A 23,516-nucleotide genomic window follows, 5' to 3' on the forward strand; every position below is an offset into this window, starting at 1 on the left:
GTAATTAAGATTAAGTAAAATGAAATAGAACTTATATCTTATGAATAGTATAAAATTTTTTCAGCTTAATCTGTCTTTATTTAAGTACCAATCGAATCAATTTTTTAGAAATTTGAGTAATTATTTCTATGAATTAAAATGCTTATTAACGGGAAATACTTAATTTCTCCCGCATTACTTAACTCTTAATAAATAACATTATAGTATAAAACTAAAATTCTATAGGAAGTATAGAGGGAAATAAGGTTATGCCACTACTAAATGAAATAAAAATCAAAATTGAAAGTGATTTCCATAGGCCACTACTGGACATATATTTTCAATTATTAGAATTTTCGGACGGCATTTTATTTGAAAGTGGTGTAGTTATTTATTCTTCTAATGAAGTTTTTGAAAGAAATCAAACTTTTGAAGTGCAGAAATATGCAGGAGATTATTTGGCTATAGGTGATGACAGTGGTGGAATGTCAATTCTTATACCATTTCGAGGAGAGGGTGTTTTTGTAGTAGATCAGGGCAGTATGGATCCTAATGATATGAGCAAAATTAGTGATTCCTTGATGAACTGGTTCAAGGCTGGTTGCCAAATTTAACTGTTCGAGAATGCATTTTAAATGAGACATAAATAGTTTTAAGAGTGCTTAAGCACTCTTTTTTATTGCTTAACTTTTAAAGTTAAAAATTAATATTTATAACTATCAATACAATAGGTCGTATATTATTACTTATACTTGATAAAAGATATATTAAGATATATCTTAATATGCATAAATTAAACATATTAGAGAATCTTTAAAGATGAAACAACAATCAGAACATCATCATACTGAGCATAATGAACATCACCGTTCTGGACGCCGTGGAAGACTTTTTGAAGCGGGACGTATGAAACTTCTGGTACTTCACCTTATTCAGCAAAGCCCTAAGCATGGTTATGAAATTATAAAAGAAATCAGTGATTTGGTCGGTGATGGCTATACACCAAGTGCGGGAACAATCTATCCGACTTTAACCAGTCTGGAAGAAATGAACCTAATTAACTTACTAGATGTAGAGCGTAAACAATATCAAATTACAGAATTTGGGAAAGCTTACTTAACTGAACAACAGGACAAACTAAGTGGGCTGTTAGAGAAATTGCGCTTAAGACGTGAAATTCACAGTAATGATCAATTAATTGAAATTCATCGCGCCATGGAAAATTTAAAGACGGCATTACGTTTGAAACTCAATACAACTGATTTGCAGCAAGACCAGATCTATCAAATTGCTGAAAAAATTGATCAGGCTGCGGTTGCAATCGGGCGCCTATAAGTTGAGATACAACATGTTAGAGCTACAGCAAAAAATCAAAGAGGCGGGCCTAAAAGTTACTCATCCAAGACTTGCTGTTTTGTCTTTAATTCAGCGCCAAGCGGAAGATCTAACGGTCAAACAGATTTATCAAAAGCTATATACCCAAAAACAGAAGTTGAGTTTGGCGACGGTTTATCGGGTGGTCAGTGATTTGGTAGGAGCAGGCCTAATCTCAAATACTCAATTCCAACGGGGTGAAGCCAAATTTAATTTATCTGGCTTATCCAACAATCAACTTTTGCAAATTCATTGTGCAGAACTGACAGACGCCAAACAAGAACAATTTTTAGCCTGTTTGCAATCGGTATTTACTCAATTTCAAGTTGACTTGAAGCAGGTTTAAATTATCCAAAATCATTAATTTTTAATAGAGAATTTATATATGAAACAACATCAATATCACGTTACGGTACAACATTTAAAAAATGCCAAAGGCGAAGTTTCTACCTATACGGAAAGACTTGAGTTCTATACTGGTAATCATGACGATATTTTTGAGATTGTTGAAAAGTTAAAGAATGCAGAATTTTTCGATGATCAAACCACAAAATCTTTTGCCGTTGGTCTAAAGTTATTTAGTGAAGTCATGCTGGAAAATCGGGACCATCCACTATTTGAAGAGTTCTTGCCACAATTTGGACAATTTATGAAAAACTTAAAACAACTTGTTAAAACTCAATCTTCTTAAGAAGTTATGTTATATACCTTTAATCATTTTCTATAACTAAAAAGCGGATTGTCTCATTGATAGCACCCTGTGTATTACTAAAAGACTATATTGAATAATGAGTGTATTGTTAAGATCAGTATAACGACTCATTGCAAAAGCATAGGTAAAAGAGAGTAATATCATGAGCAATAATAATGATTACGATATTTCTGATTCAAAGGATTGCGAGAAATTTGCCAATCAATTTATTCAGGAATTTCCAATTCGCTCTGCTGAAATTGGACAGGGGACAGTCATTAAGCGGGCTTTACCTAGCCGTCAAAAGCGTATGATCGGGGCATGGTGCTTTCTAGACCATGCAGGCCCAGTAACGTTTCCTGCAGGTAATGGTTTAGATGTAGGCCCACACCCGCATATTGGTTTGCAAACCTTCACGTGGATGATTGAAGGTACCATGATGCATACTGATAGTTTAGGTTCAAAGCAGTTAATTCGCCCTAAACAGGTGAACTTGATGACAGCAGGGCATGGTATTTCTCATACCGAAGTTGCGCCTGATACAGAAACCCAAATGCACGCTGCACAGCTCTGGATTGCTTTACCTGACCATAAGCGCAATATGGATCCGAAATTTGAACATTATCCTGAGTTGCCTGTTGTTGAAAAAGACGGTTTAGAATTTACCGTGCTCGTGGGTGAATACTTGGCAACGACTTCTCCAGTTGTGGTGCATACACCGTTAGTAGGTGTGGACCTTATTGCTACTCAAGATACTAAAACACGTATTCCATTAAATCCTGAGTTTGAATATGGTTTCATGGCATTAGATGGCGTTGCTCATGTGAATGGTCATGAACTCACTGCTGACAATATGGTTGTATTGGATACTGGATTGAGTGAAATTGAGATTGAAATCAAAAAAGGTAACCGTGTGCTGTTAATTGGAGGTGAACCGTTTGAAACTCCAATTTTGCTATGGTGGAACTTTGTTGCACGTACTATGGATGATTTAAAAGAAGCACGTGAACAGTGGATTAATCATGATGTACGTTTTGGTGAAATTCCAGATTATGTTGGTGCACGTTTAGAGGCCCCAGTTCTTCCAGATCAAATGAGAGCATCAAAATGACAGTAGTAATCGCGAGTAGTAAGGCAAAACCTCTTGCCGAACAGTGGAAAGGTGAAATTACCAGTGGCCGTCATCAATATTTTTGTGATGAACCGGAAAAGTTAGAAGGTCATGATCAGGGGCCGGCACCCTATGATTTACTGACTGGAAGTCTGGCAGCTTGCACACTCATTACATTAAGAATGTATGCAAAACATAAAGAATATGATTTTGGTGAGTTCTCGGTTGAAATTGATTTTCATACCAATCGTGAGCATGAAGAACATATCGAGCGTCGTATTGTTTTTAAAGAGCTGCCAAATGAAGAGCTTCAACAAAAAATCTTAACGGTATGTAGTAAAACGCCAGTAACTAAAACTTTGTTACGTAGTTTAGACATTCATACTGTGCTTGTTACAGCATAAAAATGCTATTTTGTTGAGGTGGATGACTTTATATCCATCCCACAAATGGAATAAAACAGCATGTTCACATGCTGTTTTTTATGTAAAAAAGAAAAATAAAAGTAGGCAATAACATGATTAGTGTACACCACCTGGAATGTTCGCGATCGTTTCGGATTTTATGGGCTTTAGAAGAGTTAGGCTTAGATTATGATATTCATTATTATCAACGCTTACCCAACTACTCAGCACCGGAAACGCTGAAATGTATCCATCCGCTCGGTAAGGCGCCGATTTTGACAGATGATGAGCAAGTCATTGCAGAATCCGCTGTCATTTTAGAGTATTTGCAGCAGCGCTATGATCAAAAACAGCAATTTAAACCTAAGCAAGCTCAGGATTTACAGCAGTATATTTACTGGATGCACTATGCTGAAGGTTCACTTATGCCGTTATTAGTGATGACTTTGGTCATGAATAACGTGAACAAACATGTACCTTGGTTAATTCAACCTGTAGCAAAGAAAATTACAGAAGGGGTGAAGGCAAATTTTGTTCGCCCGCGTATGAAAGATCATATTAGTTTTTTAGAAAACTACTTGTCTGAACATGAATATTTTGCAGGGGATTTTTCATTTGCCGATATTCAAATGAGTTTTCCATTAGAGGCTCTACAGTCACGTCTTCAAGGCAAATATCCGCATATTCAAGCATTTTTACATCGGATTCAGCAAAGACCAGCTTTTCAGAAAGCAAGACAGAAAGGTTTGGGGTCAAACGAAAGAAATTGTGCTGATATTTAAAAGAAAAGGAACAAATATTTGTTCCTTTTTTTATTACTTATGCTTTATTTGCGTTTAATTACGATAGAGTCAATGCCGCTATGCTGTAATGTTTGCTGAGCAGCAAGAGCAGCTTCTTGGGTATCATATGGACCAGAAATAACACGGTACCACGTCTTACCATTTTCTGAGCTTCTAATTACATCAGCCGATAAGCCATTTAAAATGATTTCTGCGCGTCGAGCATCTGCTTGATCCGGATCGGCATAGCTACGGACTTGTAAAATGTAATTTGGTTGTTGAGGTGCAGCAGCTGTAGAGTCCGTATTATCATCAGTACTAGCAACAGCTTCTGAGGCAGCAGGTTGAGCTGTGCTAGGTGCCTCTACAATCATAGCGGTACCTTGGTTTTTGCTCTCTGGAACTGCCTGTTCTGGAATAGGGGTAACTTGCTGTTGAGGCAATAAATCGTAAAAACGGTAATCTTTATTGGTTTCTTCTTCTTTGTAGTGATCAGAAGTAATCTGATTTTTTGAAGAAACTGGTTGCCACGGTTTCCAAAGCATGAGCACTACTGCGATACATAAGACCGCTAAAATAGCGACAAGTGTCCCTAACCATTTAGGAATTAAAGGCTTTTTAGGCTTATTAGGTCTTTCAGATACACCGCGTTGCGTTTTGCCAAACACGTGGATTATTCCTCTGTCTTTTGATTGTTTTATTTCGAGTTTAGTTCTCGTTTACTTTAAAACATCGCTTTGCATGGGTGGATTTCCTTACAAAGCGTTATTCCTTACAACACGAAGGGGTATATGACTTTGCCAAATACCCCAACAGTAACTTACATGGCTTCAGGTGCAGAAACACCGAGTAATTCTAAGCCATTGCGCAGTACTTGTTGTACATTGATTGAAAGTAATAAGCGTGCTTGTGTAAGTTCAGCATCATCACTTAAAACTTTATGCTCATTGTACCAACCGTGGAATAGCGCAGCTAATTCTTTTAAGTAGTTACCTACTTGGTGCGGTTCATACGCATTAGCAGCACGTAACACAACATCTGGATATGCAGCCAGTTTAGCAAGAATTTCAGTTTCTGCATCAAGTGATAAACGTGCAGCATGTGAACGAGCTGCACTTACTTCAAATTGTAAGCCAGTGCTTGCTGCTTTTTCTAACATACGGCAGATACGTGCATGAGCATATTGAATATAATACACCGCATTGTCTTTGCTTTGTGACACAGCAAGGTCAAGGTCAAAGTCAATGTGTTGTTCGCTCTTACGCATCACGTAGTAGAAACGAGCTGCGTCATTCCCAACTTCTTTGCGTAAGTCGCGTAAAGTCACGAACTGGCCCGAACGAGATGACATTTGAACCATCTCGCCACCACGCCATAAACTTACGAACTGAACTAAAAGAACAGTCAATTTTTTCGAGTCATAACCCATCGCATCAATCGCGGCTTTTACGCGAGAGATATAACCGTGGTGGTCAGAACCCCAAATATCAACAAGGTCAGTATAACCACGTTGTAGTTTGTTTAAGTGATAAGCAATATCAGATGCAAAGTAAGTCGTTTGACCATTACGGCGCTTAACAACACGGTCTTTTTCATCACCAAATTCAGTCGATTTAAACCAGATGTTGCCATCTTTTTCATAAAGGAAACCACGCTGGTCCAGTGTTTCCAACGCTTCGTCAATTTTTGCGCTAAGAGACGCTTCGCTAAACCATTGGTTAAAGGTTACGCCGAAGTCAGCAAGGTCATCTTTAATGTCATCTAAAATGGCATGAAGAGCTGCTTGATGGAAAACACGGTAGCCTTCACCTAATAATTGTTGTGAGTTGGCAATAAGACCATCAATGTGTTTTTCTTTGTCGCCAGATAATACGACTTTGTTGCCTTCGCTATCTAGCTCTTCAGCATATTGCACGTCTTCTGGTACATCTTTATAGACGTCTGCTACATCACGAACATATGCATTGTTATCTTTGTCGATAATGCTTTGAGCAATCTCTTTAACGTAGTCGCCTTGATAAGCATTTTTTGGGAATACAAGATTTTGACCCAATAATTCTAAATAACGTAAATAGGTAGAAGTCGCCAAAATATCCATTTGACGGCCAGCATCATTTACATAATATTCGCGATCAACTTTAGCACCCGTTGCTTCAAGTAAGTTTGCAACGGTCATACCATACGCAGCACCACGACCATGACCTACGTGTAGGCTAGACGTCGGGTTCGCAGAAACGAATTCAACTTGAATCTTTTTAGCTGCATTTGATTGGCTGCGACCAAAGTCTTCTTTTTGAGCTTGAATTTGGTCAAGAATCGCAAAACGTTGGTCTGCATTTAAGAAGAAATTGATAAAACCAGGACCTGCGATTTCAGCTTTGCTGATGTCTGCAACTTCTGGTAGCGCTGCGAGAATTTTCTCAGCTAAATCGCGTGGTTTCATACCAGCAGCTTTAGAGCCGATCATGGCAATATTAGAAGCAAAGTCGCCATGGCTTCGGTCTTTGGTGCGCGTTAAATTGCTTGAATTATTCCAATCCGAAGGAAGCACACCTTCTTGCTGAAGGGTTTGCACTGCATGGTCGAGAGCTGCTTGTATTGCCGTATTCATATCAATCGAAAATAGATGTCGCAGAAAAACGTCAAATATAGCAAATTTCCTATGAGTTGGGGGAGTGCATTTAACGCTTTCACTGAATTTCTTTCTTTTCATTCTCTGCAACTATTTTTTTTGTAAATATTGAAAAATGACTATGATTCAATTCTAAAAATACGTAAATACAGGCTTTTTAGGTAATATTTTTGAAGTTATAAGATAGTAAAACACTTGGTATTTTTTATGGAAATGTAAGACAGGGAAAAAATATAAGATTCTAAGTCAGATATACAGTTGAGAAGGAATAATTTTAAAAAAGATGAAAAATGTAAGTAATTAATTTTTAATATTAATTTTGTTGTATGTTTTTTCTAAATAGTATTCAATTTTAATATCACGGTTTAAAATACCTATTTTGTATTAAATAGTCTTAAGCTTACGCATACAACGAGCTTTAGAGAGTGCTGAAACTGTACTTTTCGGAGTTCTAAGCTGGAAAATGAGATAGGCAATGATATCAGGACACCCAAGTAAACACCCACTTTATATCCCTTATGCAGGCTATACACTTTTAGAGTTACCCCTTTTAAATAAAGGGTCCGCTTTCACTCAAGAAGAAAGAAGTAACTTTAACTTACACGGGTTACTTCCACATATTATTGAGACTATTGAAGAGCAAAGCCAACGCTCTTATCAGCAATATTGTGCTTTCAATGATGATATTAATAAGCACATCTATTTGCGTAATATCCAAGATACCAACGAAACGTTGTTCTACCACTTAATTGAAAATCATCTTGAAGAGATGATGCCAATTATTTACACGCCAACCGTGGGTGAAGCATGTCAACGTTTCTCTGATATCTATCGCCGTCATCGTGGTGTTTTCATTTCATATCCAGATCGTGATGTGATTGATGATATTTTGCAAAACGTAAATAAAAATAATGTCAAAGTCATCGTGATTACAGATGGTGAACGTATTTTAGGCCTTGGTGACCAAGGTATTGGCGGTATGGGTATTCCAATTGGGAAACTTTCACTTTACACCGCGTGTGGTGGTATTAGTCCTGCTTACACATTGCCAATCACAATCGATGTAGGGACGAATAATCCTCAATTATTAAATGACCCGATCTACATGGGATGGCGTCAACCACGTATTAGTGGTGATGAGTATTATGAATTTGTAGATATGGTGATTGAAGCTGTAAAACGTCGTTGGCCAAAAGCACTCATCCAGTTTGAAGATTTCGCACAAAAAAATGCGATGCCATTATTAGAAAAATATCGCGATAAAATTTGTTGTTTTAATGATGATATTCAAGGAACAGCAGCGGTATCTGTCGGTAGTTTGATTGCTGCAAGTCGTGCAGCAGGTAAACAGTTAAAAGACCAGAAAATTGCTTTCTTAGGTGCAGGTTCGGCTGGCTGTGGTATTGCAGAGCAAATCGTTGCACAAATGGTTTCAGAAGGTTTAACCGATGCTGAAGCACGTGCTCGTGTTTACATGGTAGATCGTTTTGGTTTGATCACTGAAAATCAGCCAAACCTATTAGACTTCCAACGTAAGTTAGCTCAAAAAGCTGAAGTAGTAGACCAATGGGGCAATATTGAAGAAGTGATTTCACTTCTTGATGTTGTTAAAAATGCCAAGCTTACAGTATTAATCGGTGTTTCTGGTCAGCCGGGCCTATTCACTGAAGAAATCATTAAGACCATGGCTGCCAATTGTGAACGACCAATTGTGATGCCGTTATCTAACCCGACTTCGCGTGTAGAAGCTGTACCGGCAGATATTGTGGAATGGACTGAAGGTAAAGCATTAATTGCAACGGGTAGCCCATTTGCACCTGTAAATCATCACGGCAAGCTTTATAATATTTCGCAGTGCAACAACTCATACATCTTCCCTGGTATTGGTTTAGGTGTGGTAGCATCAGGTGCTAAACGCGTTACAGAAAACATGCTCATGGCTTCAAGTAGTGCTTTAGCAGACTGTTCACCGTTGCTGAAAGATCCACAAGCTGATTTATTGCCACCTTTAGGTGAAATTCAACAAGTGTCTAAAGTGATTGCATTTGAAGTGGCAAAAGCTGCAATGGCAGATGGTGTGGCTGTAACCATTAGTGATGATTTGCTTAAGCAGAAGATTGATCAATCGTTCTGGAAACCAGAATACCGTAAATATAAACGTATTCCTTTCTAAGAATGAGAATGTGAAAAGAGGAGCTTAAGCTCCTCTTTTTTTCTTTTAAGCCACTAAAATTTCTTCTAATAGTTCTTCACTTGGTGCAAAGTAATATGCCCCGTCAAGTGGTGTCACGAAGTGCAATAAGCGGTCATGGATGCCATCCCCACTTGTACCAAACATGCGCTTTAACATTGCATCAATAATGCTCAGGTCTTTAGTATAGGCAATGAAGAATAAACCTTGATCACCTCGACCGTCACCATAAGGTAAGCTGTGACGTAAAATTTCCATTTCTTCGCCTTCCTCATCTTCAACGACAGTACGAGCGACATGGGCATTTTCCGGTTTAACGTCATCATCTAATTCAATAGATTCAAGCTTGGTACGGCCCATGACATTTTCTTGTGCATCGACTTTAAGTTTTTTCCATTTTTCCAAGTCATGTGCATAGCGCTGCGCAAATATGAAACTACCATCTGCAAATACTCCAGCACTTTCTGGGAGGAGAGCGGTTTCTGCGCGGTCGTCTGGAAATTGAGGGTTTTCAGTACCATCTATAAAGCCAGTAATATCGCGACCATCGAAGTAACGGAAGCATACACGCTCATCCAGAACTTCAACTTTATCTTTAATCCCTTCAAAAAATGCTTGGCTTAAAGCAAAACAGATATCAGAACGCATACTGGCAATGTGAATAAGCACATCAGCTGGTACGACTGGCATATTGAATGCGCCATTTTCTGGTTCAAGTTGTTTAAAACCAGCAGGAGATTGGCTGTAAAGCTGCTTCCAAAGTTCTGGACCAAAAGCGACTGCTGTTTTAATTTGTGCGTCTGAATGTTGAGTAATGAGACGGTCACGTGTTTCGAATAAAGCTTCGAGTTGTTCTTTTAATTCAGCAATTGTTAAATCTTTTAAACGAAGAACAATAAAACGGGCATGATCAGATGGTAATGGCAAAATGACAGATTGAGCAGTCATTAGAAGATCTCTCCTCAATTATAATTTAGTATGAGCTTCAATTATTGTGCCTGATGCGAAGAACCGTTAGTAGTCTATTTATTGATTTTATTGTTTGAATTATCGCCACGATAGTTTTATAAAACAGTATAATTCCACTTTTATTGTCTATTTTCGCTATGTCTTTGCAAGTTTGGTTTGCTTATATGTTGGCCTGTTGGGTCATTAGTATTTCTCCGGGAGCAGGGGCAATTGCTTCTATGTCGAGCGGCTTAAATTATGGCTTTAGACATGGCTATTGGAATGCGATCGGTTTGCAAATCGCCTTGTTAATTCAAATCATGATTGTAGCTGCGGGTGTAGGTGTTCTATTCGCAACGACCCCGTTGGCTTTTCAAGCCGTTAAGTGGTTCGGGGTAGCCTATTTATTGTATTTAGCTTATTTACAGTGGACAGCACCTGTAAAAGACATAGAAATTCAACACGAAAAAAAGGATAAATCTGTTTCTGCTCTGCTGTTAAATGGATTTGTGGTCAATATCAGTAATCCTAAAGCGATTGTATTTCTATTGGCAGTTTTGCCTCAGTTCTTAGATTTAAGCAAACCTCAATGGATACAATACCTGATTATGGCAGCTACTATGGTTACGATTGATTTGATTGTAATGGCTGGTTATACAGGGCTAGCTTCAAAAGTTTTAAGATTGCTACGTTCTCCTAAGCAACAAAAATATTTGAACCGTGGTTTTGCTGTCATGTTTAGTTGTGCAGCGTTATTGCTAAGTACGGTCCATCAAGCAGCCTGATTTAGGCCGCTTGAGTTTGATTTTTGATTTTTTGAACCATAAAGATAAGTGCAAAACTCAACGCCATACATAAAACAATACTGAGGCCAGTCGAGATATTAAGTGCTGCGCTTGACCATAGGCCAACACTGACACCGAGTTGAGCTAAAACAAAGGCCCAAATAACCATCTGCTTTGGTGAGTGAGCGAGTAATCGAGCGCTCAGCGCTGGAATAACCAGTAAAGCACCCATTAAAAGTGAACCTACTGCTCGTAAAGCTAATACTGTAAATAAGGCTAGCAGTAACATAAAAATGAGACGCTGCCATTTCGCATTTACCCCTTCACTAATCGCAATGTCTGGATCAATGGCAATTTGAATTTGAGGCTGCCAAAAGCGATAAAGAATTGCCAGTGATACTGCAATAATTAATGTGAAAACAGGTAGGTCTGGCCAATCAATACTTAGTAAGTCACCAAACAAATAACTCAAAAGTTCTGGTCTTAAACTCGGAACATGTTGAATAAACAGAAGGCCACTACATAGTAATGTTGCTGAGCATAAGGCAAGTAGAGCATCGTTTGGCAAACGATTGTCATGCAATGCCCATAAAATAGCGACTAATAAAATAGCCGTACCTGCCACGCCAAGCCATAGGGGAAGGCTTAAAGCACCAGCAATTGCTACCCCAAGTAAGGTTCCGTGTGCCATGGTGTCTGCAAAAAAAGACATACGTCTCCATAGCATGAGACAACCAAGTGGTGCGGTCAAAAAGACCAATAAGGTTCCCATAATCCATGCGGGCAACAATAATTGTAACCATTCCATCATGGCTTAAGCTTCCGGTTCTGGGTGAATGTGAGGTCTACTATTGTGAGGGCAGGGGTGTGCTGCATCACCATGTGCACAGTGGTCATGATGGTGCTGGTAAAAAACTCGCTGAGTGCCAAATATTGCCTGATACTCAGGATGTTGCTGAATATTCTCAGGTAAACCGCTGCAACATATATGTTTATTTAAACAAACAACTCTATGCGTCCCTTGCATAACCCATTGTAAGTCATGTGAAACAATTAAAATGGCGCAACCATAACGCTCTGGCAGACTACGTACATATTCATAAAGCTCAGCTTCAGATTGAATATCTAGACCCTGCATTGGTTCATCAAGAACGAGAATATCTGGCTTCCTAAGTAAAGCGCGTGCAAGCAGCACACGTTGGCGCTCTCCACCAGAAAGCTGTTGTACTTTTGATTGTTGTAGCTTGGCAATACCAGTATCTTGAATAATTTCTTGGCGAAGGGCAGGGCTACATTTTTCAAGATCTAATAAATCTTGAACACGTAAAGGAAGACTATGAGAGGGATTAAACTTTTGAGGGACATAAGCCATTTTTAATTTTTTATTGCTTATGACACGTCCGCTACTTGGTTTTAAAATTCCAAGTAGAACTTTAATTAAAGTCGACTTACCCGCACCATTTGGACCAATTAAGGTCACAATTTCATTTTGATGCAGATCAAAATCGACTTTTTTTAATATATCCCGATCATCACGGTGAACAGAAACCTGTTCCAGTTGAATCAATACAGGATCTAGCGAGCTGTGCGGCACTGCTGGCATTTCCCCGAAATTTCAATAATGCTGTGTTGTGCTGTGAAATCATCTAAAGCTGCAAGCTGGTCGAGTTGTTGAGTCAGACCTTGTGAAGATGCTTCTTTAACAGTGTGACATTCGGTGCAAATTAAGAATGCGGCCTGATGTCCTTCACGTGGATGACAGCATGGAATATAAGCATTAATAGATGTTAAGCGATGAATTAGACCTTTTTCTAATAAGAAGTCTAAAGTTCTATAAACAGTTGGAGGAGCGGCAGGGCGATCGGTTTGACTTTTAATACGTGCTAATAAGTCGTACGCACCCATTGGGCCTGAAGCATTTAAAATGAGTTCAAGAACTTCTTTACGTAAAGGCGTAAGACGTGCGCCAACCGCAGAACATAAAGTTTCTGCTTCAGCTAAACGACTTGCGACATTATGGTGATCATGAACACCATGCAAAGAATCATGATGTTCATGCGTGCAAGAACTCATAGACATAACCTCAAATTTTTAATGGAATATTAGCATGAAGCGATGCTTCATTCGATTAATCTTAGGTATTTTTGTAACTTTGTTATATTATAACATGCTTCGAGCTATTACTAATTGATGGTCTGTCATGTTCCGCGTTTTTGTTTTCAGTATGTTCTCTTTAATGAGTACGTTAGGTTGGAGTCAGGGTTTGGTTGTCTCTACACACCCAATCTATTTGATTGCAAAAGAAATTACCAAAGGCGTTGAAGAGCCTCAGTTGTTGCTTCAAGGTCAAAGCGGGCATGACGTACAACTCACCCCGGCGCATCGTAAAGCAATCAATGATGCTTCTTTGGTGATTTGGTTAGGAAAAGCTCATGAAGCTCCGCTAAACAAATTACTGAGTAACAATAAGAAAGCAATTGCTTTATTAGATAGTGGTATTCTTTCTGTTTTGCCGCAGCGTAATACGCGTGGCGCTGCTTTACCAAATACTGTAGATACGCATGTCTGGTTAGAACCAAACAATGCAGTGCGGATTGGTTTTTTTATTGCAGCTTTGCGTTCGCAGCAGCATCCTGAAAGTAAAGCGAAATATTGGAATAATGCTAATGCATTTGCTCGGAATATGTTGCAGGCAGCTCAAGCTTACGATAGCTCAAGTAATGGTAAACCTTATTGGTCTTATCATGATGCTTATCAGTATTTGGAACGCTCGCTTAATTTAAAGTTTGCAGGTGCTTTAACGGATGACCCGCATGTTGCGCCTACAGCGGCTCAAATTAAGTATCTTAATGATAATCGACCAAAACCTCAGATGTGTTTACTTGCAGAAAGTTTCACAACAAAAGGTCAATATCAGAAACTGGGCAGTATTACCTTCCAACCCGTTGATGAAAGTATGAATAATGAGGACGATTTTGTAACAGCATGGAAGAAACTGGCTATAAAAACTGATAAATGTGTATTAAATACGCAAAAGTAAGATAAAAAGTAAACAAAGGCTGACTGTAGCGTCAGCACCACCTGTCACGAAAAACCCCGACTAAAGTCGGGAAAAGATTGCATGTTCAGGGGTGTAACTCTATAATGCCTGCGATTAAAAGCGATCATCAGCTAAACTTGTCAAGCATTTATGCTGTGAGTGGATAAATAATGAGCCAAACTAGTCGCTTGATTGACCGACGATTAGCAAAAGCTTTGGTCTTCTTACAAGCATGCATGATCCCTGTTTCCGCACTTGTGGCGTGGAGCATAAAAGACATGACAGCAGCATTAAGTGCGGCACTTGGTGCATTGGTCTGCTGGCTTGCTACCAGTTATTTTGCGTGGCAATCCTTCAGAACAGCAGGTGCGAGAGCATCAAAACAAGTGCTGTCTAACATGTATAGGGGCATGTTAGGCAAATTTGCAATCATGATCGTTGGATTTATTTTGATTTTGAGCAATGTTAAACCTTTATCACCGTTAGCATTGCTGTTTGGTTTTATCCTCGTTCAAATGATGTCGTGGGTTGCTCCTTTTTGGGTTTCACGTCTACAAAAACGAGTATAGAAACAAGAAGAATTGAAGATTTTTTGGAGGGTGGCGAGATATCGACAGTACGCCGATGTTCGTTTCCCTTCTTTTTAGTAATTGACATTGACCAGGTGTGATTTATGGCTGCTGAAGAACATGCCCTCACTTCGACAGAGTATATCAAGCATCACTTGACCAATATGACCTATGGCAAAATGCCAGATGGTACATGGAAATTGGCTGAGACTGCTGAAGAAGCTCATTCGATGGGGTTCACTGCAATTCACTTGGATTCAATGGGTTGGTCAATTGGCCTTGGTGTGATTTTCTGTTTGTTATTTTGGATGGTTGCGAAAACTGCGAAAGCTGGTGTTCCAACAAAATTCCAATCTGCAATTGAAATGATCATTGAGTTTGTTGACTCAAGTGTCCGTGATACTTTTCATGGCAAATCACGTTTAATCGCTCCACTTGCACTCACTATTTTCGTGTGGATTTTCCTCATGAACCTAATGGACTTGATTCCAGTTGACTGGATTCCTCAAGTTGCTGCATTTGTTGGTGCTAACGTATTTGGTATGGACCCTCACCACGTTTACTTCAAGATCGTTCCATCTACAGATCCAAACATTACCCTTGGTATGTCTTTATCTGTATTTGTTCTTATCTTGTTCTACAGCATCCGCGAGAAGGGTGTTGGCGGTTTCGTAGGCGAGTTGGCACTTAACCCATTTAACCCAAGTAATCCAGTTGCAAAAGCGTTGCTTATTCCAGTGAACTTGATTTTGGAATTGGTAACATTCCTTGCTCGTCCTATTTCATTGGCTCTCCGACTATTCGGTAACATGTATGCCGGTGAGTTAATCTTTATCCTGATCGCATTATTGCCGTTCTGGATTCAATGGGCGTTATCTGTGCCTTGGGCGATCTTCCACATTCTTGTAATCACGTTGCAGGCATTCATCTTTATGATGCTTACCATCGTTTACTTGAGCATGGCAAGCGAAAAACATTAATGGTATTGCCTAACTATCAAATGATGGTTGGGCTGAATTTTTTTAATTTAATTTGGTAATAACCTAACCTCTGAGGAATTTTTCATGGAACTCACTTTAGGTCTAGTTGCAATTGCATCTGCTATCTTGATCGCTTTCGGTGCTTTGGGTACTGCGATTGGTTTTGGTCTTTTGGGTGGTCGCTTTTTAGAAGCTGTAGCTCGTCAACCAGAATTAGCTCCACAACTTCAAACTCGTATGTTCTTAATCGCGGGTCTTCTTGATGCTGTGCCTATGATCGGTGTTGGTATTGGCTTGTTCTTCATCTTCGCTAATCCATTTGTAGGTTAATCAGCTTAATTCCTAAATCCACTATTTGAGGAATTGCAATGAATATCAACCTCACATTGATTGGTCAAGCGATTGCGTTTGCGTTTTTTGTCGCATTCTGCATGAAGTTTGTTTGGCCACCACTAATCAATGCGATTAGTGAGCGTCAGCGTAAAATCGCTGATGGCTTAAATGCAGCAGAAAAAGCGAAAGCTGACCTTGCCGATGCACAAGCGCAAGTGAAGCAAGAACTTGATGCAGCTAAAGCACAAGCGGCTCAATTGATCGAACAAGCGAACCGTCGTGCAGCGCAATTGATCGAAGAAGCTCGTACTCAAGCTGCGGCTGAAGGTGAGCGTATTCGTCAACAAGCTAAAGAAGTTGTTGATCAAGAGATCAATTCTGCTCGCGAAGAATTACGTCAACAAGTAGCTGCCTTGGCAGTGACTGGTGCAGAAAAGATCCTGAACCAACAAGTTGATGCAGAAGCTCATAACGCCATGCTGTCTCAGCTGGCTGCTAAACTTTAAGCGAGGCGAATTATGGCTGAACTCTTGACGTTGGCACGTCCGTATGCCAAAGCAGCATTTGCTTATGCTTCTGAGCAAGGTGCAACAGACAATTGGTCGAATGCGTTACAAGTGCTCAGTGCTGCGGTGCAAGACGAAGCATTTTCCGCTTATTTAAATCGCCCTGAACTTACTCCTGCGGAGCAAGTGAAGCTTTTTGCTAAAGTTTTAGGTGAAGATCAATCTCAAGCAGTGTCTAACTTTTTGACACTTCTTGCAGATAACGATCGTTTAATGTTGTTACCTGAAATTGCAGCAGAATATGAACAGCTTAAATCACAGAATAACAATACGGTTGATGTCGTGATTGAATCGGCGTTTCCGTTAACTTCTGTTCAGGAACAATTGCTTGCACATGCGTTAGAAAAACGCTTCAAGGCAGCAGTTAATGTTTCTGTAGAAGTTAATCCTGCTTTGATTGCAGGTGTGGTTATTCGTGCAGGCGATCAAGTGATAGATGATTCTGCGCTTAACAAGCTTGAAAAAATGCGTACTCGTCTTCTTGCATAATGCAAATGATGAAGACTGAACTAATAAAAGATTGAGGAATAGCGCAATGCAACAACTGAATCCATCCGAGATCAGTGCGCTCATTAAACAGCGTATCGGAGATCTGGACACCAGCGCGACCGCTAAAAACGAAGGTACCATTGTTATGGTATCCGACGGTATCGTGCGTATTCACGGTCTTGCTGATGCAATGTACGGTGAAATGATCGAATTCGACGGCGGCTTATTTGGTATGGCACTGAACCTAGAACAGGATTCAGTGGGTGCCGTTGTTTTAGGTAACTACCTAAGCCTTCAAGAAGGTCAAAAAGCTCGTTGTACAGGTCGTGTTTTAGAAGTTCCAGTTGGTCCTGAACTTCTTGGCCGTGTAGTAGATGCTTTGGGTAACCCAATTGATGGTAAAGGCCCAATTGATGCAAAATTAACTGATGCTGTTGAAAAAGTAGCACCAGGCGTAATTTGGCGTCAATCAGTAGACGAGCCTGTTCAAACTGGTTATAAATCAGTTGATACCATGATTCCTGTGGGTCGTGGTCAGCGTGAGTTGATTATTGGTGACCGTCAAACTGGTAAAACAGCAATGGCGATCGATGCGATCATCGCTCAGAAAAACTCTGGCATTAAATGTGTATACGTTGCGATTGGTCAAAAACAATCAACAATTGCAAACGTTGTACGTAAGCTAGAAGAAACTGGCGCTATGGCGTATACAACTGTTGTCGCTGCTGCGGCTGCTGATCCTGCTGCAATGCAGTATTTAGCTCCGTACTCTGGCTGTACAATGGGTGAATACTTCCGTGACCGCGGTGAAGACGCTCTTATCATTTATGATGATTTGTCTAAGCAAGCTGTTGCTTACCGTCAAATTTCATTGCTTTTACGTCGTCCACCAGGTCGTGAAGCGTATCCGGGTGACGTATTCTATCTTCACTCACGTCTTCTTGAACGTGCTTCTCGTGTATCTGCTGACTACGTTGAGAAATTCACTAATGGCGCAGTAACTGGTCAAACTGGTTCTTTAACTGCATTGCCAATTATTGAAACTCAAGCAGGTGACGTATCTGCATTCGTACCAACGAACGTAATTTCGATTACTGACGGTCAGATCTTCTTAGAAACATCATTATTCAACGCAGGTATCCGTCCTGCTGTGAACGCGGGTATCTCTGTATCTCGTGTTGGTGGTTCTGCTCAAACTAAGATCATCAAAAAATTGTCTGGTGGTATCCGTACCGCTTTAGCACAATACCGTGAATTGGCTGCGTTTGCTCAGTTCGCTTCTGACCTTGACGAAGCAACTCGTAAGCAACTTGAACATGGTCAACGTGTAACTGAGTTAATGAAGCAAAAACAATATGCTCCTTACTCAATTGCTGACCAAGCTGTTTCTGTTTATGCATCTAACGAAGGCTATATGGCTGACGTAGAAGTTAAGAAAATCGTAGACTTTGATGCTGCGTTAATTGCTTACTTCCGTTCTGAATATGCTCCGTTGATGAAACAAATCGATGAAACTGGTGATTACAACAAAGACATCGAAGCAGCAATCAAAGCAGGTATTGAAAGCTTTAAAGCGACTCAAACTTACTAAGTTCAGTTTTAGTTAAGTTTGGTTCACGGATCAACCTTCGGAAGCTCGAAAGGGCTTTCGAATACTAGGTTAAGCGTATGGCAAATTTAAAAGAAATTCGCGCCAAAGTAGCTAGTATCAAGAGCACGCAAAAGATTACTCGCGCGATGCAAATGGTAGCTGCTTCTAAAATGCGTCGTGCGCAAGAGCGCATGGCTCAAGGCCGTCCGTATGCCGATAATATGCGCCGTGTAATTGCTCACTTGGTACAAGCAAACCCTGAATATAAACACCGTTATATGGTTGATCGCCCAGTTAAGCGTGTTGGCTATATCGTAGTGTCTTCAGATCGTGGTTTGGCAGGTGGCTTGAACATTAACTTGTTCAAGAAAGTTGTGCAGCATGTCAAAGCACAACAACAGCAGTCAATTGAAGTTGAATTTGCTTTAATTGGTCAAAAAGCGGTTTCGTTTTTTAAGAATTACGGCGGTAAAGTGCTTGGTGCAACTACCCAACTTGGCGATGCGCCGAGTTTGGAACAGTTAACTGGCTCAGTGCAAGTTATGCTTGATGCATTTGATAAAGGCGAATTAGATCGTATCTACCTCGTATCAAATGGTTTCGTTAATGCAATGACTCAGCAGCCTAAAGTAGAACAACTTGTTCCTTTAGCACCGGCAGAAGAAGGCGATGATCTCAACCGTACTTATGGTTGGGACTATATCTACGAACCAGAAGCAGAAGAATTGTTAAATGGTTTGTTGGTTCGCTATATCGAGTCTATGGTTTATCAAGGTGTGATTGAGAACGTTGCATGTGAGCAGTCAGCTCGTATGGTCGCGATGAAAGCAGCGACAGACAACGCAGGACAATTGATTAAAGACCTACAACTCATTTACAACAAGCTGCGTCAAGCCGCGATTACTCAGGAAATTTCCGAGATCGTTGGCGGTGCCGCTGCCGTTTAACATTATTAAGTTTGAATTGAGGAGACAGCAATGAGTAGCGGTCGTATCATTCAGATCATCGGCGCGGTTATCGACGTCGAGTTTGAGCGCACAAGCGTTCCTAAGATCTATGACGCTCTCCAAGTTGACGGTACTGAAACTACTTTAGAAGTTCAGCAACAACTTGGTGATGGTGTTGTTCGTACCATCGCAATGGGTTCTACAGAAGGTCTTAAACGTGGCCTTAATGTAACTAGCACAAACGCACCGATCTCTGTTCCAGTGGGCCCAGCTACGCTTGGCCGTATCATGGACGTTTTAGGTCGTCCTATCGATGAAGCAGGTCCTGTTGCGACTGAAGAACGTTTGCCGATTCACCGTCAAGCGCCTTCTTATGCTGAACAAGCAGCTTCTACTGACCTTTTAGAAACTGGTATTAAAGTAATTGACTTACTTTGCCCGTTCGCAAAAGGTGGTAAAGTTGGTTTATTCGGTGGTGCGGGTGTTGGTAAAACCGTTAACATGATGGAATTGATCAACAACATCGCAAAAGCACACTCAGGTTTATCTGTGTTTGCTGGTGTTGGTGAGCGTACTCGTGAAGGTAACGACTTCTATCACGAAATGAAAGATTCTAACGTTCTTGACAAAGTAGCAATGGTCTACGGTCAGATGAACGAGCCACCAGGTAACCGTTTACGCGTTGCGTTAACTGGTTTGACTATGGCTGAATACTTCCGTGATCAAAAAGACGAAAATGGTAAAGGTCGTGACGTATTATTATTCGTCGACAACATCTACCGTTATACACTTGCGGGTACTGAAGTATCAGCATTGTTAGGTCGTATGCCATCTGCGGTAGGTTACCAACCTACACTTGCAGAAGAAATGGGTGTTCTTCAAGAGCGTATTACGTCTACTAAATCTGGTTCGATCACATCGATCCAAGCAGTATACGTACCTGCCGATGACTTAACAGACCCATCGCCTGCAACTACATTTGCTCACTTAGATGCAACAGTAGTATTGAGCCGTGACATCGCATCTTCTGGTATTTATCCAGCGATCGATCCACTTGACTCAACTTCACGTCAGTTAGACCCATTAGTTGTTGGTCAAGAGCACTATGAAATTGCGCGCGCAGTACAAAACGTATTGCAACGCTATAAAGAGCTTAAAGACATCATCGCAATCTTGGGTATGGATGAATTGGCAGAAGAAGATAAATTGGTTGTTTACCGTGCGCGTAAAATCCAACGTTTCTTCTCTCAACCATTCCACGTAGCTGAAGTATTTACTGGTGCTCCTGGTAAATTAGTACCACTTAAAGAAACGATTCGTGGCTTTAAAGGTCTATTAGCTGGTGAATACGATCACATCCCAGAACAAGCGTTCTATATGGTTGGTGGTATTGACGAAGTGATTGCTAAAGCTGAGAAACTCTAATTTAAGGAGATCATCTCATGGCGACTATGCAATGTGATGTCGTAAGTGTTAAAGAGTCTATTTACTCTGGCGCAGTGACGATGTTAATCGCGAAAGGTGCAGGTGGTGAACTTGGTATTTTGCCAGGACACGCTCCACTTGTAACTTTGCTTCAACCGGGCCCGATTCGTGTTCTGTTGGAAAATGGTACAGAAGAAATCGTCTATGTATCTGGCGGTGTTTTAGAAGTTCAACCTCATGTTGTAACGGTTCTTGCAGATACTGCAATCCGTGCTGACAATTTGGATGAAGCTGCAATTTTAGAAGCACGTAAAAATGCTGAACAATTGCTTGCAAACCAAAAGAGTGATTTGGACTCAGCTGCTGCTTTGGCATCTCTTTCAGAGATCTCAGGCCAGCTTGAAACAATCCGTAAAATCAAAAACCGCGCTCAATAAGACGCGGTTCGAGATTGAAAAAGCCACCGTAAAGGTGGCTTTTTTTATTCTTGAAAAGAAAATTAAGAATCAGTTTTTGAATCTGATTTTTCATCTCCTGCCATAATCAGTGCAGCGAGTTTGACCATATCCATTTGGATAGTATTGAGCTGCTTCTCAATTTGGTCGAAATCAATTTGTTCTAATTTTCCATTTAATAATGGCATACTTAAAGCTTGTTGGTTTGCTTGTAGTAGGTTTTGACGGATATTTTCAACTTCCTGACTTTTTATATCTAAAGTCAATAATGCTTGATTTAAGCCTTTTAGCTGCTGTTTTAATGTCGTTACAGTTGTTTTGAGCTCTTGCTTATCTTCATCTTGAATGGCTTGTTCAACATCAAGTTGAGTGTCTTTAAGCTTTTCAATATAGTCGCCAGCTTTTAACTGTAAGTTAGCCGCATCACGAACGATATAAAAAACATTACCGCTTTTTAACTCAGTTTTATTTTTTGTAGGTGTGATTTCTTGTGAAGAATCATCTGCTTGTTCTGATACTTGGTCATTGGTTTGAGCAGACTCTTGTTCCTTAGCATGGTCTTGTGCCTGATCGCATCCAAGTAACAACATACCTGAAGCAAAAATCACAAATGGAAAAAATGCGCCTTGTAAAACTTTTTTCATAACTATACACATACCAAGTAAAGCAAGTGCGTACTATATGCATAAAATATGTAGAAATAAGGTATTGTTGCAAATGAACAACATTTTGACCAGACAATAAAAAAGAGCGCTGTAGCACTCTTTTTTTATGAAATTGCTATAAAAATTATTTAGCTAACTCTGCTTCAACTGCTTTTACAATTTGTTCATCATCTGCTGTTAAGTTTGGGGCAAAACGAGCAACAACTTCACCATTTTTATTTACTAAGAATTTCTCAAAGTTCCATAACACTTCTGGAGCAGGGTTCGTTGGAATACCTAAGCCTTCTAAACGCTCGCGGAAAGGACCTTCACCAATGCGTTCTGGTTGAGCTGCTGTCAGTGCTTGATAAAGTGGGTGCTTATCTTCGCCTACTACAGAGATTTTTGAGAAAAGTGGGAAATGAACATCGTAGTTTAATGAACAGAATTGTTGAATTTCTTCATCCGAACCAGGTTCTTGTTCTTTAAAGTTGTTTGCAGGGAATCCTAAAATTTCAAGACCTTGATCTTTCTTTGCTTGATAAAGTTTCTCTAAGCCTTCGTATTGTGGAGTTAAACCACATTTAGATGCTGTGTTTACGATTAATAAAACCTTACCTTTATATTGGTCAAGGTCAACCGCTTCACCTGAAATGGCTTTTACTGGAATGTGATATACAGATTGAGTCATGAGTCTTTCCTGAAGATTGTAATTGATATCAAGTAACGCATTTGTTTTAACTGCTATTCTTGAGGAGTGCAATAATATTCGTGTTCAAAAAATAAAAAGAGAAGAAAAAGCAATCTATGAGCTAATTGTTTCTGATTTGAACAGGGGTCTGGCCTGTATATCTCTTAAAAAATTCAATAAAACTGGAACTGTGTTGATAACCTAAATCATATGCTAAACGTTTAATAGGCATGCCTTGTCGAATTTGATGAATGGCATAAACAATTTTGGCTCTATTACGCCATTCGGATAAAGAAAGTTGTAACTCTTGTTGGCTTAAACGCAATAAATGACGATCACTGACTGAAAAATTCTGAAGTAATTGCTGTAAAGAGTGATTAAAAAATAATGGGTCTGAAAGTTTTTCTAAAATTGGTAGTAAAACTGGATGACGTGTTTGGGGTAAGTAATGAGAATATGCTGTGGCTTGTTGTAACTGATCAAATAGAACTTGCAAAAGATGTTCTAAATATTCAGGTTTTCCATTTTGTTTTTGCTGCTCCAAAATTTGTAAAACCAGAGTTCGAAAGAAAGGCTGAATACTAAAGCATTTACAGGCATCACCTAAAATAGAACAGAGGCTAGGGTGTAGTCGAATACAGATATAATGAATTTCATGATCGATATGAGTAGATTGATGGACTGTTTGAGGTGGAATCCAAAGTCCATAGCTTGGAGGAGATAAGTAGATTTGTTCTTCTACTTGCATTTCCAAAATGCCATTCAAACTGAAATTAAAATCTCCCCAAAGTGAAGCATGAGGACGAACAATATCTTCTTTTTCATATAGAAATTCATGAACTTCTATATTGTTCAATAAGGAAAATTGTTGGTCCTCATTTTTCATCTA

General features: G+C 39.8%; 28 protein-coding genes. 19 read left to right on the top strand and 9 right to left on the bottom strand.

Features of this window, described 5'->3' with window-relative positions; all coding sequences use genetic code 11:
• Positions 1-248 precede the first annotated feature (248 nt).
• From ACH8JV_RS13465 to ACH8JV_RS13495, 7 genes are all read left to right on the top strand, one after another.
• Positions 249-593, top strand: coding sequence for an SMI1/KNR4 family protein (locus tag ACH8JV_RS13465; RefSeq protein ID WP_343569998.1), 345 nt, complete (start codon positions 249-251; stop codon positions 591-593).
• Positions 594-798: 205 nt separating this feature from the next.
• Positions 799-1,314, top strand: coding sequence for a PadR family transcriptional regulator (locus ACH8JV_RS13470; protein ID WP_396521782.1), 516 nt, complete (start codon positions 799-801; stop codon positions 1,312-1,314).
• Between the two features lie 13 nt (positions 1,315-1,327).
• Positions 1,328-1,699, top strand: coding sequence for a Fur family transcriptional regulator (locus tag ACH8JV_RS13475; RefSeq protein WP_396521784.1), 372 nt, complete (start codon positions 1,328-1,330; stop codon positions 1,697-1,699).
• Between the two features lie 39 nt (positions 1,700-1,738).
• A complete protein-coding gene (locus ACH8JV_RS13480; protein WP_215902374.1) occupies positions 1,739-2,044 on the top strand; it encodes a DUF3861 domain-containing protein in 306 nt (101 codons plus the stop codon).
• A 163-nt stretch (positions 2,045-2,207) separates the two neighbouring features.
• Positions 2,208-3,155: a pirin family protein gene (locus ACH8JV_RS13485; RefSeq protein WP_022574375.1), complete on the top strand. Its 948-nt coding sequence runs from the start codon at positions 2,208-2,210 to the stop codon at positions 3,153-3,155.
• A complete protein-coding gene (locus ACH8JV_RS13490; protein WP_022574376.1) occupies positions 3,152-3,559 on the top strand; it encodes an OsmC family protein in 408 nt (135 codons plus the stop codon). The genes ACH8JV_RS13485 and ACH8JV_RS13490 overlap by 4 nt, the downstream gene beginning before the upstream one ends.
• Before the next feature lie 113 nt (positions 3,560-3,672).
• Positions 3,673-4,341, top strand: a complete 669-nt coding sequence (locus ACH8JV_RS13495) for a glutathione S-transferase (RefSeq protein ID WP_022574377.1) — start codon at positions 3,673-3,675, stop codon at positions 4,339-4,341.
• 44 nt (positions 4,342-4,385) lie between these two features.
• Here ACH8JV_RS13495 and ACH8JV_RS13500 read toward each other — a convergent pair whose 3' ends face one another.
• On the bottom strand, positions 4,386-5,009 hold the full coding sequence (locus ACH8JV_RS13500) for an SPOR domain-containing protein (protein ID WP_006582308.1): 624 nt from the start codon (positions 5,007-5,009) through the stop codon (positions 4,386-4,388).
• Between the two features lie 152 nt (positions 5,010-5,161).
• Entirely contained in the window at positions 5,162-6,952 is a 1,791-nt protein-coding gene (gene argS / locus ACH8JV_RS13505) for an arginine--tRNA ligase (protein WP_017394268.1), read from the bottom strand.
• A gap of 496 nt (positions 6,953-7,448) precedes the next feature.
• Between argS and ACH8JV_RS13510 the strand changes: the two genes are divergently transcribed.
• On the top strand, positions 7,449-9,146 hold the full coding sequence (locus ACH8JV_RS13510; protein WP_396521787.1) for an NAD-dependent malic enzyme: 1,698 nt from the start codon (positions 7,449-7,451) through the stop codon (positions 9,144-9,146).
• 45 nt (positions 9,147-9,191) lie between these two features.
• Here the strand turns inward: ACH8JV_RS13510 and ACH8JV_RS13515 are convergent, their stop codons facing one another.
• A complete protein-coding gene (locus ACH8JV_RS13515) occupies positions 9,192-10,112 on the bottom strand; it encodes a Dyp-type peroxidase (protein ID WP_032039262.1) in 921 nt (306 codons plus the stop codon).
• Positions 10,113-10,270: 158 nt separating this feature from the next.
• Between ACH8JV_RS13515 and ACH8JV_RS13520 the strand changes: the two genes are divergently transcribed.
• Positions 10,271-10,897, top strand: a complete 627-nt coding sequence (locus tag ACH8JV_RS13520; RefSeq protein WP_000058354.1) for a LysE family transporter — start codon at positions 10,271-10,273, stop codon at positions 10,895-10,897.
• 1 nt (position 10,898) lies between these two features.
• Here ACH8JV_RS13520 and znuB read toward each other — a convergent pair whose 3' ends face one another.
• From znuB to ACH8JV_RS13535, 3 genes are read right to left on the bottom strand one after another with little or no spacing between them, the layout of a single operon-like run.
• The gene (gene znuB, locus ACH8JV_RS13525; protein WP_000970834.1) at positions 10,899-11,708 is read right to left on the bottom strand and encodes a zinc ABC transporter permease subunit ZnuB; all 810 of its coding nucleotides are present in this window, start codon (positions 11,706-11,708) and stop codon (positions 10,899-10,901) included.
• A 3-nt stretch (positions 11,709-11,711) separates the two neighbouring features.
• Complete coding sequence (znuC, locus tag ACH8JV_RS13530) at positions 11,712-12,500, bottom strand: zinc ABC transporter ATP-binding protein ZnuC (RefSeq protein WP_396521791.1); 789 nt, start codon at positions 12,498-12,500, stop codon at positions 11,712-11,714.
• On the bottom strand, positions 12,473-12,970 hold the full coding sequence (locus ACH8JV_RS13535) for a transcriptional repressor (RefSeq protein ID WP_002054239.1): 498 nt from the start codon (positions 12,968-12,970) through the stop codon (positions 12,473-12,475). Before ACH8JV_RS13535 ends, znuC begins: the two co-directional genes overlap by 28 nt.
• A gap of 127 nt (positions 12,971-13,097) precedes the next feature.
• Between ACH8JV_RS13535 and ACH8JV_RS13540 the strand changes: the two genes are divergently transcribed.
• The 10 genes from ACH8JV_RS13540 (at position 13,098) to ACH8JV_RS13585 (ending at position 21,274) form a co-directional block, all read left to right on the top strand.
• On the top strand, positions 13,098-13,937 hold the full coding sequence (locus ACH8JV_RS13540) for a metal ABC transporter solute-binding protein, Zn/Mn family (protein ID WP_396521793.1): 840 nt from the start codon (positions 13,098-13,100) through the stop codon (positions 13,935-13,937).
• A gap of 170 nt (positions 13,938-14,107) precedes the next feature.
• On the top strand, positions 14,108-14,506 hold the full coding sequence (locus ACH8JV_RS13545) for an ATP synthase subunit I (protein WP_004705940.1): 399 nt from the start codon (positions 14,108-14,110) through the stop codon (positions 14,504-14,506).
• Between the two features lie 104 nt (positions 14,507-14,610).
• Positions 14,611-15,486 (top strand): F0F1 ATP synthase subunit A, encoded by an 876-nt coding sequence (gene atpB / locus ACH8JV_RS13550; protein WP_031982558.1) that lies wholly within the window; start codon positions 14,611-14,613, stop codon positions 15,484-15,486.
• Positions 15,487-15,570: 84 nt separating this feature from the next.
• On the top strand, positions 15,571-15,816 hold the full coding sequence (atpE, locus tag ACH8JV_RS13555; protein WP_000424060.1) for a F0F1 ATP synthase subunit C: 246 nt from the start codon (positions 15,571-15,573) through the stop codon (positions 15,814-15,816).
• 38 nt (positions 15,817-15,854) lie between these two features.
• Entirely contained in the window at positions 15,855-16,325 is a 471-nt protein-coding gene (locus ACH8JV_RS13560) for a F0F1 ATP synthase subunit B (protein WP_002054137.1), read from the top strand.
• Between the two features lie 12 nt (positions 16,326-16,337).
• Complete coding sequence (locus ACH8JV_RS13565) at positions 16,338-16,874, top strand: F0F1 ATP synthase subunit delta (RefSeq protein ID WP_311070385.1); 537 nt, start codon at positions 16,338-16,340, stop codon at positions 16,872-16,874.
• Positions 16,875-16,920: 46 nt separating this feature from the next.
• On the top strand, positions 16,921-18,465 hold the full coding sequence (gene atpA, locus ACH8JV_RS13570) for a F0F1 ATP synthase subunit alpha (protein ID WP_004705937.1): 1,545 nt from the start codon (positions 16,921-16,923) through the stop codon (positions 18,463-18,465).
• Between the two features lie 77 nt (positions 18,466-18,542).
• Positions 18,543-19,412 carry a F0F1 ATP synthase subunit gamma gene (gene atpG / locus ACH8JV_RS13575; RefSeq protein ID WP_002114131.1) on the top strand — a complete coding sequence of 290 codons (870 nt, stop codon included), beginning with the start codon at positions 18,543-18,545 and terminating at the stop codon, positions 19,410-19,412.
• Positions 19,413-19,442: 30 nt separating this feature from the next.
• On the top strand, positions 19,443-20,837 hold the full coding sequence (gene atpD, locus ACH8JV_RS13580) for a F0F1 ATP synthase subunit beta (protein WP_004705936.1): 1,395 nt from the start codon (positions 19,443-19,445) through the stop codon (positions 20,835-20,837).
• Between the two features lie 17 nt (positions 20,838-20,854).
• On the top strand, positions 20,855-21,274 hold the full coding sequence (locus ACH8JV_RS13585; RefSeq protein ID WP_002054176.1) for a F0F1 ATP synthase subunit epsilon: 420 nt from the start codon (positions 20,855-20,857) through the stop codon (positions 21,272-21,274).
• Between the two features lie 62 nt (positions 21,275-21,336).
• Here the strand turns inward: ACH8JV_RS13585 and ACH8JV_RS13590 are convergent, their stop codons facing one another.
• From ACH8JV_RS13590 to ACH8JV_RS13600, 3 genes are all read right to left on the bottom strand, one after another.
• Positions 21,337-21,936 (bottom strand): hypothetical protein, encoded by a 600-nt coding sequence (locus ACH8JV_RS13590; protein WP_396521795.1) that lies wholly within the window; start codon positions 21,934-21,936, stop codon positions 21,337-21,339.
• Positions 21,937-22,081: 145 nt separating this feature from the next.
• Positions 22,082-22,627, bottom strand: a complete 546-nt coding sequence (locus ACH8JV_RS13595) for a glutathione peroxidase (protein WP_263612703.1) — start codon at positions 22,625-22,627, stop codon at positions 22,082-22,084.
• Between the two features lie 121 nt (positions 22,628-22,748).
• Positions 22,749-23,513, bottom strand: a complete 765-nt coding sequence (locus ACH8JV_RS13600) for an AraC family transcriptional regulator (RefSeq protein ID WP_311070393.1) — start codon at positions 23,511-23,513, stop codon at positions 22,749-22,751.
• Between the last annotated feature and the right edge of the window lie 3 nt (positions 23,514-23,516).

Source organism: Acinetobacter sp. ABJ_C5_2 (assembly GCF_044538485.1).
Classification (GTDB): Bacteria; Pseudomonadota; Gammaproteobacteria; order Pseudomonadales; family Moraxellaceae; genus Acinetobacter; species Acinetobacter nosocomialis_A.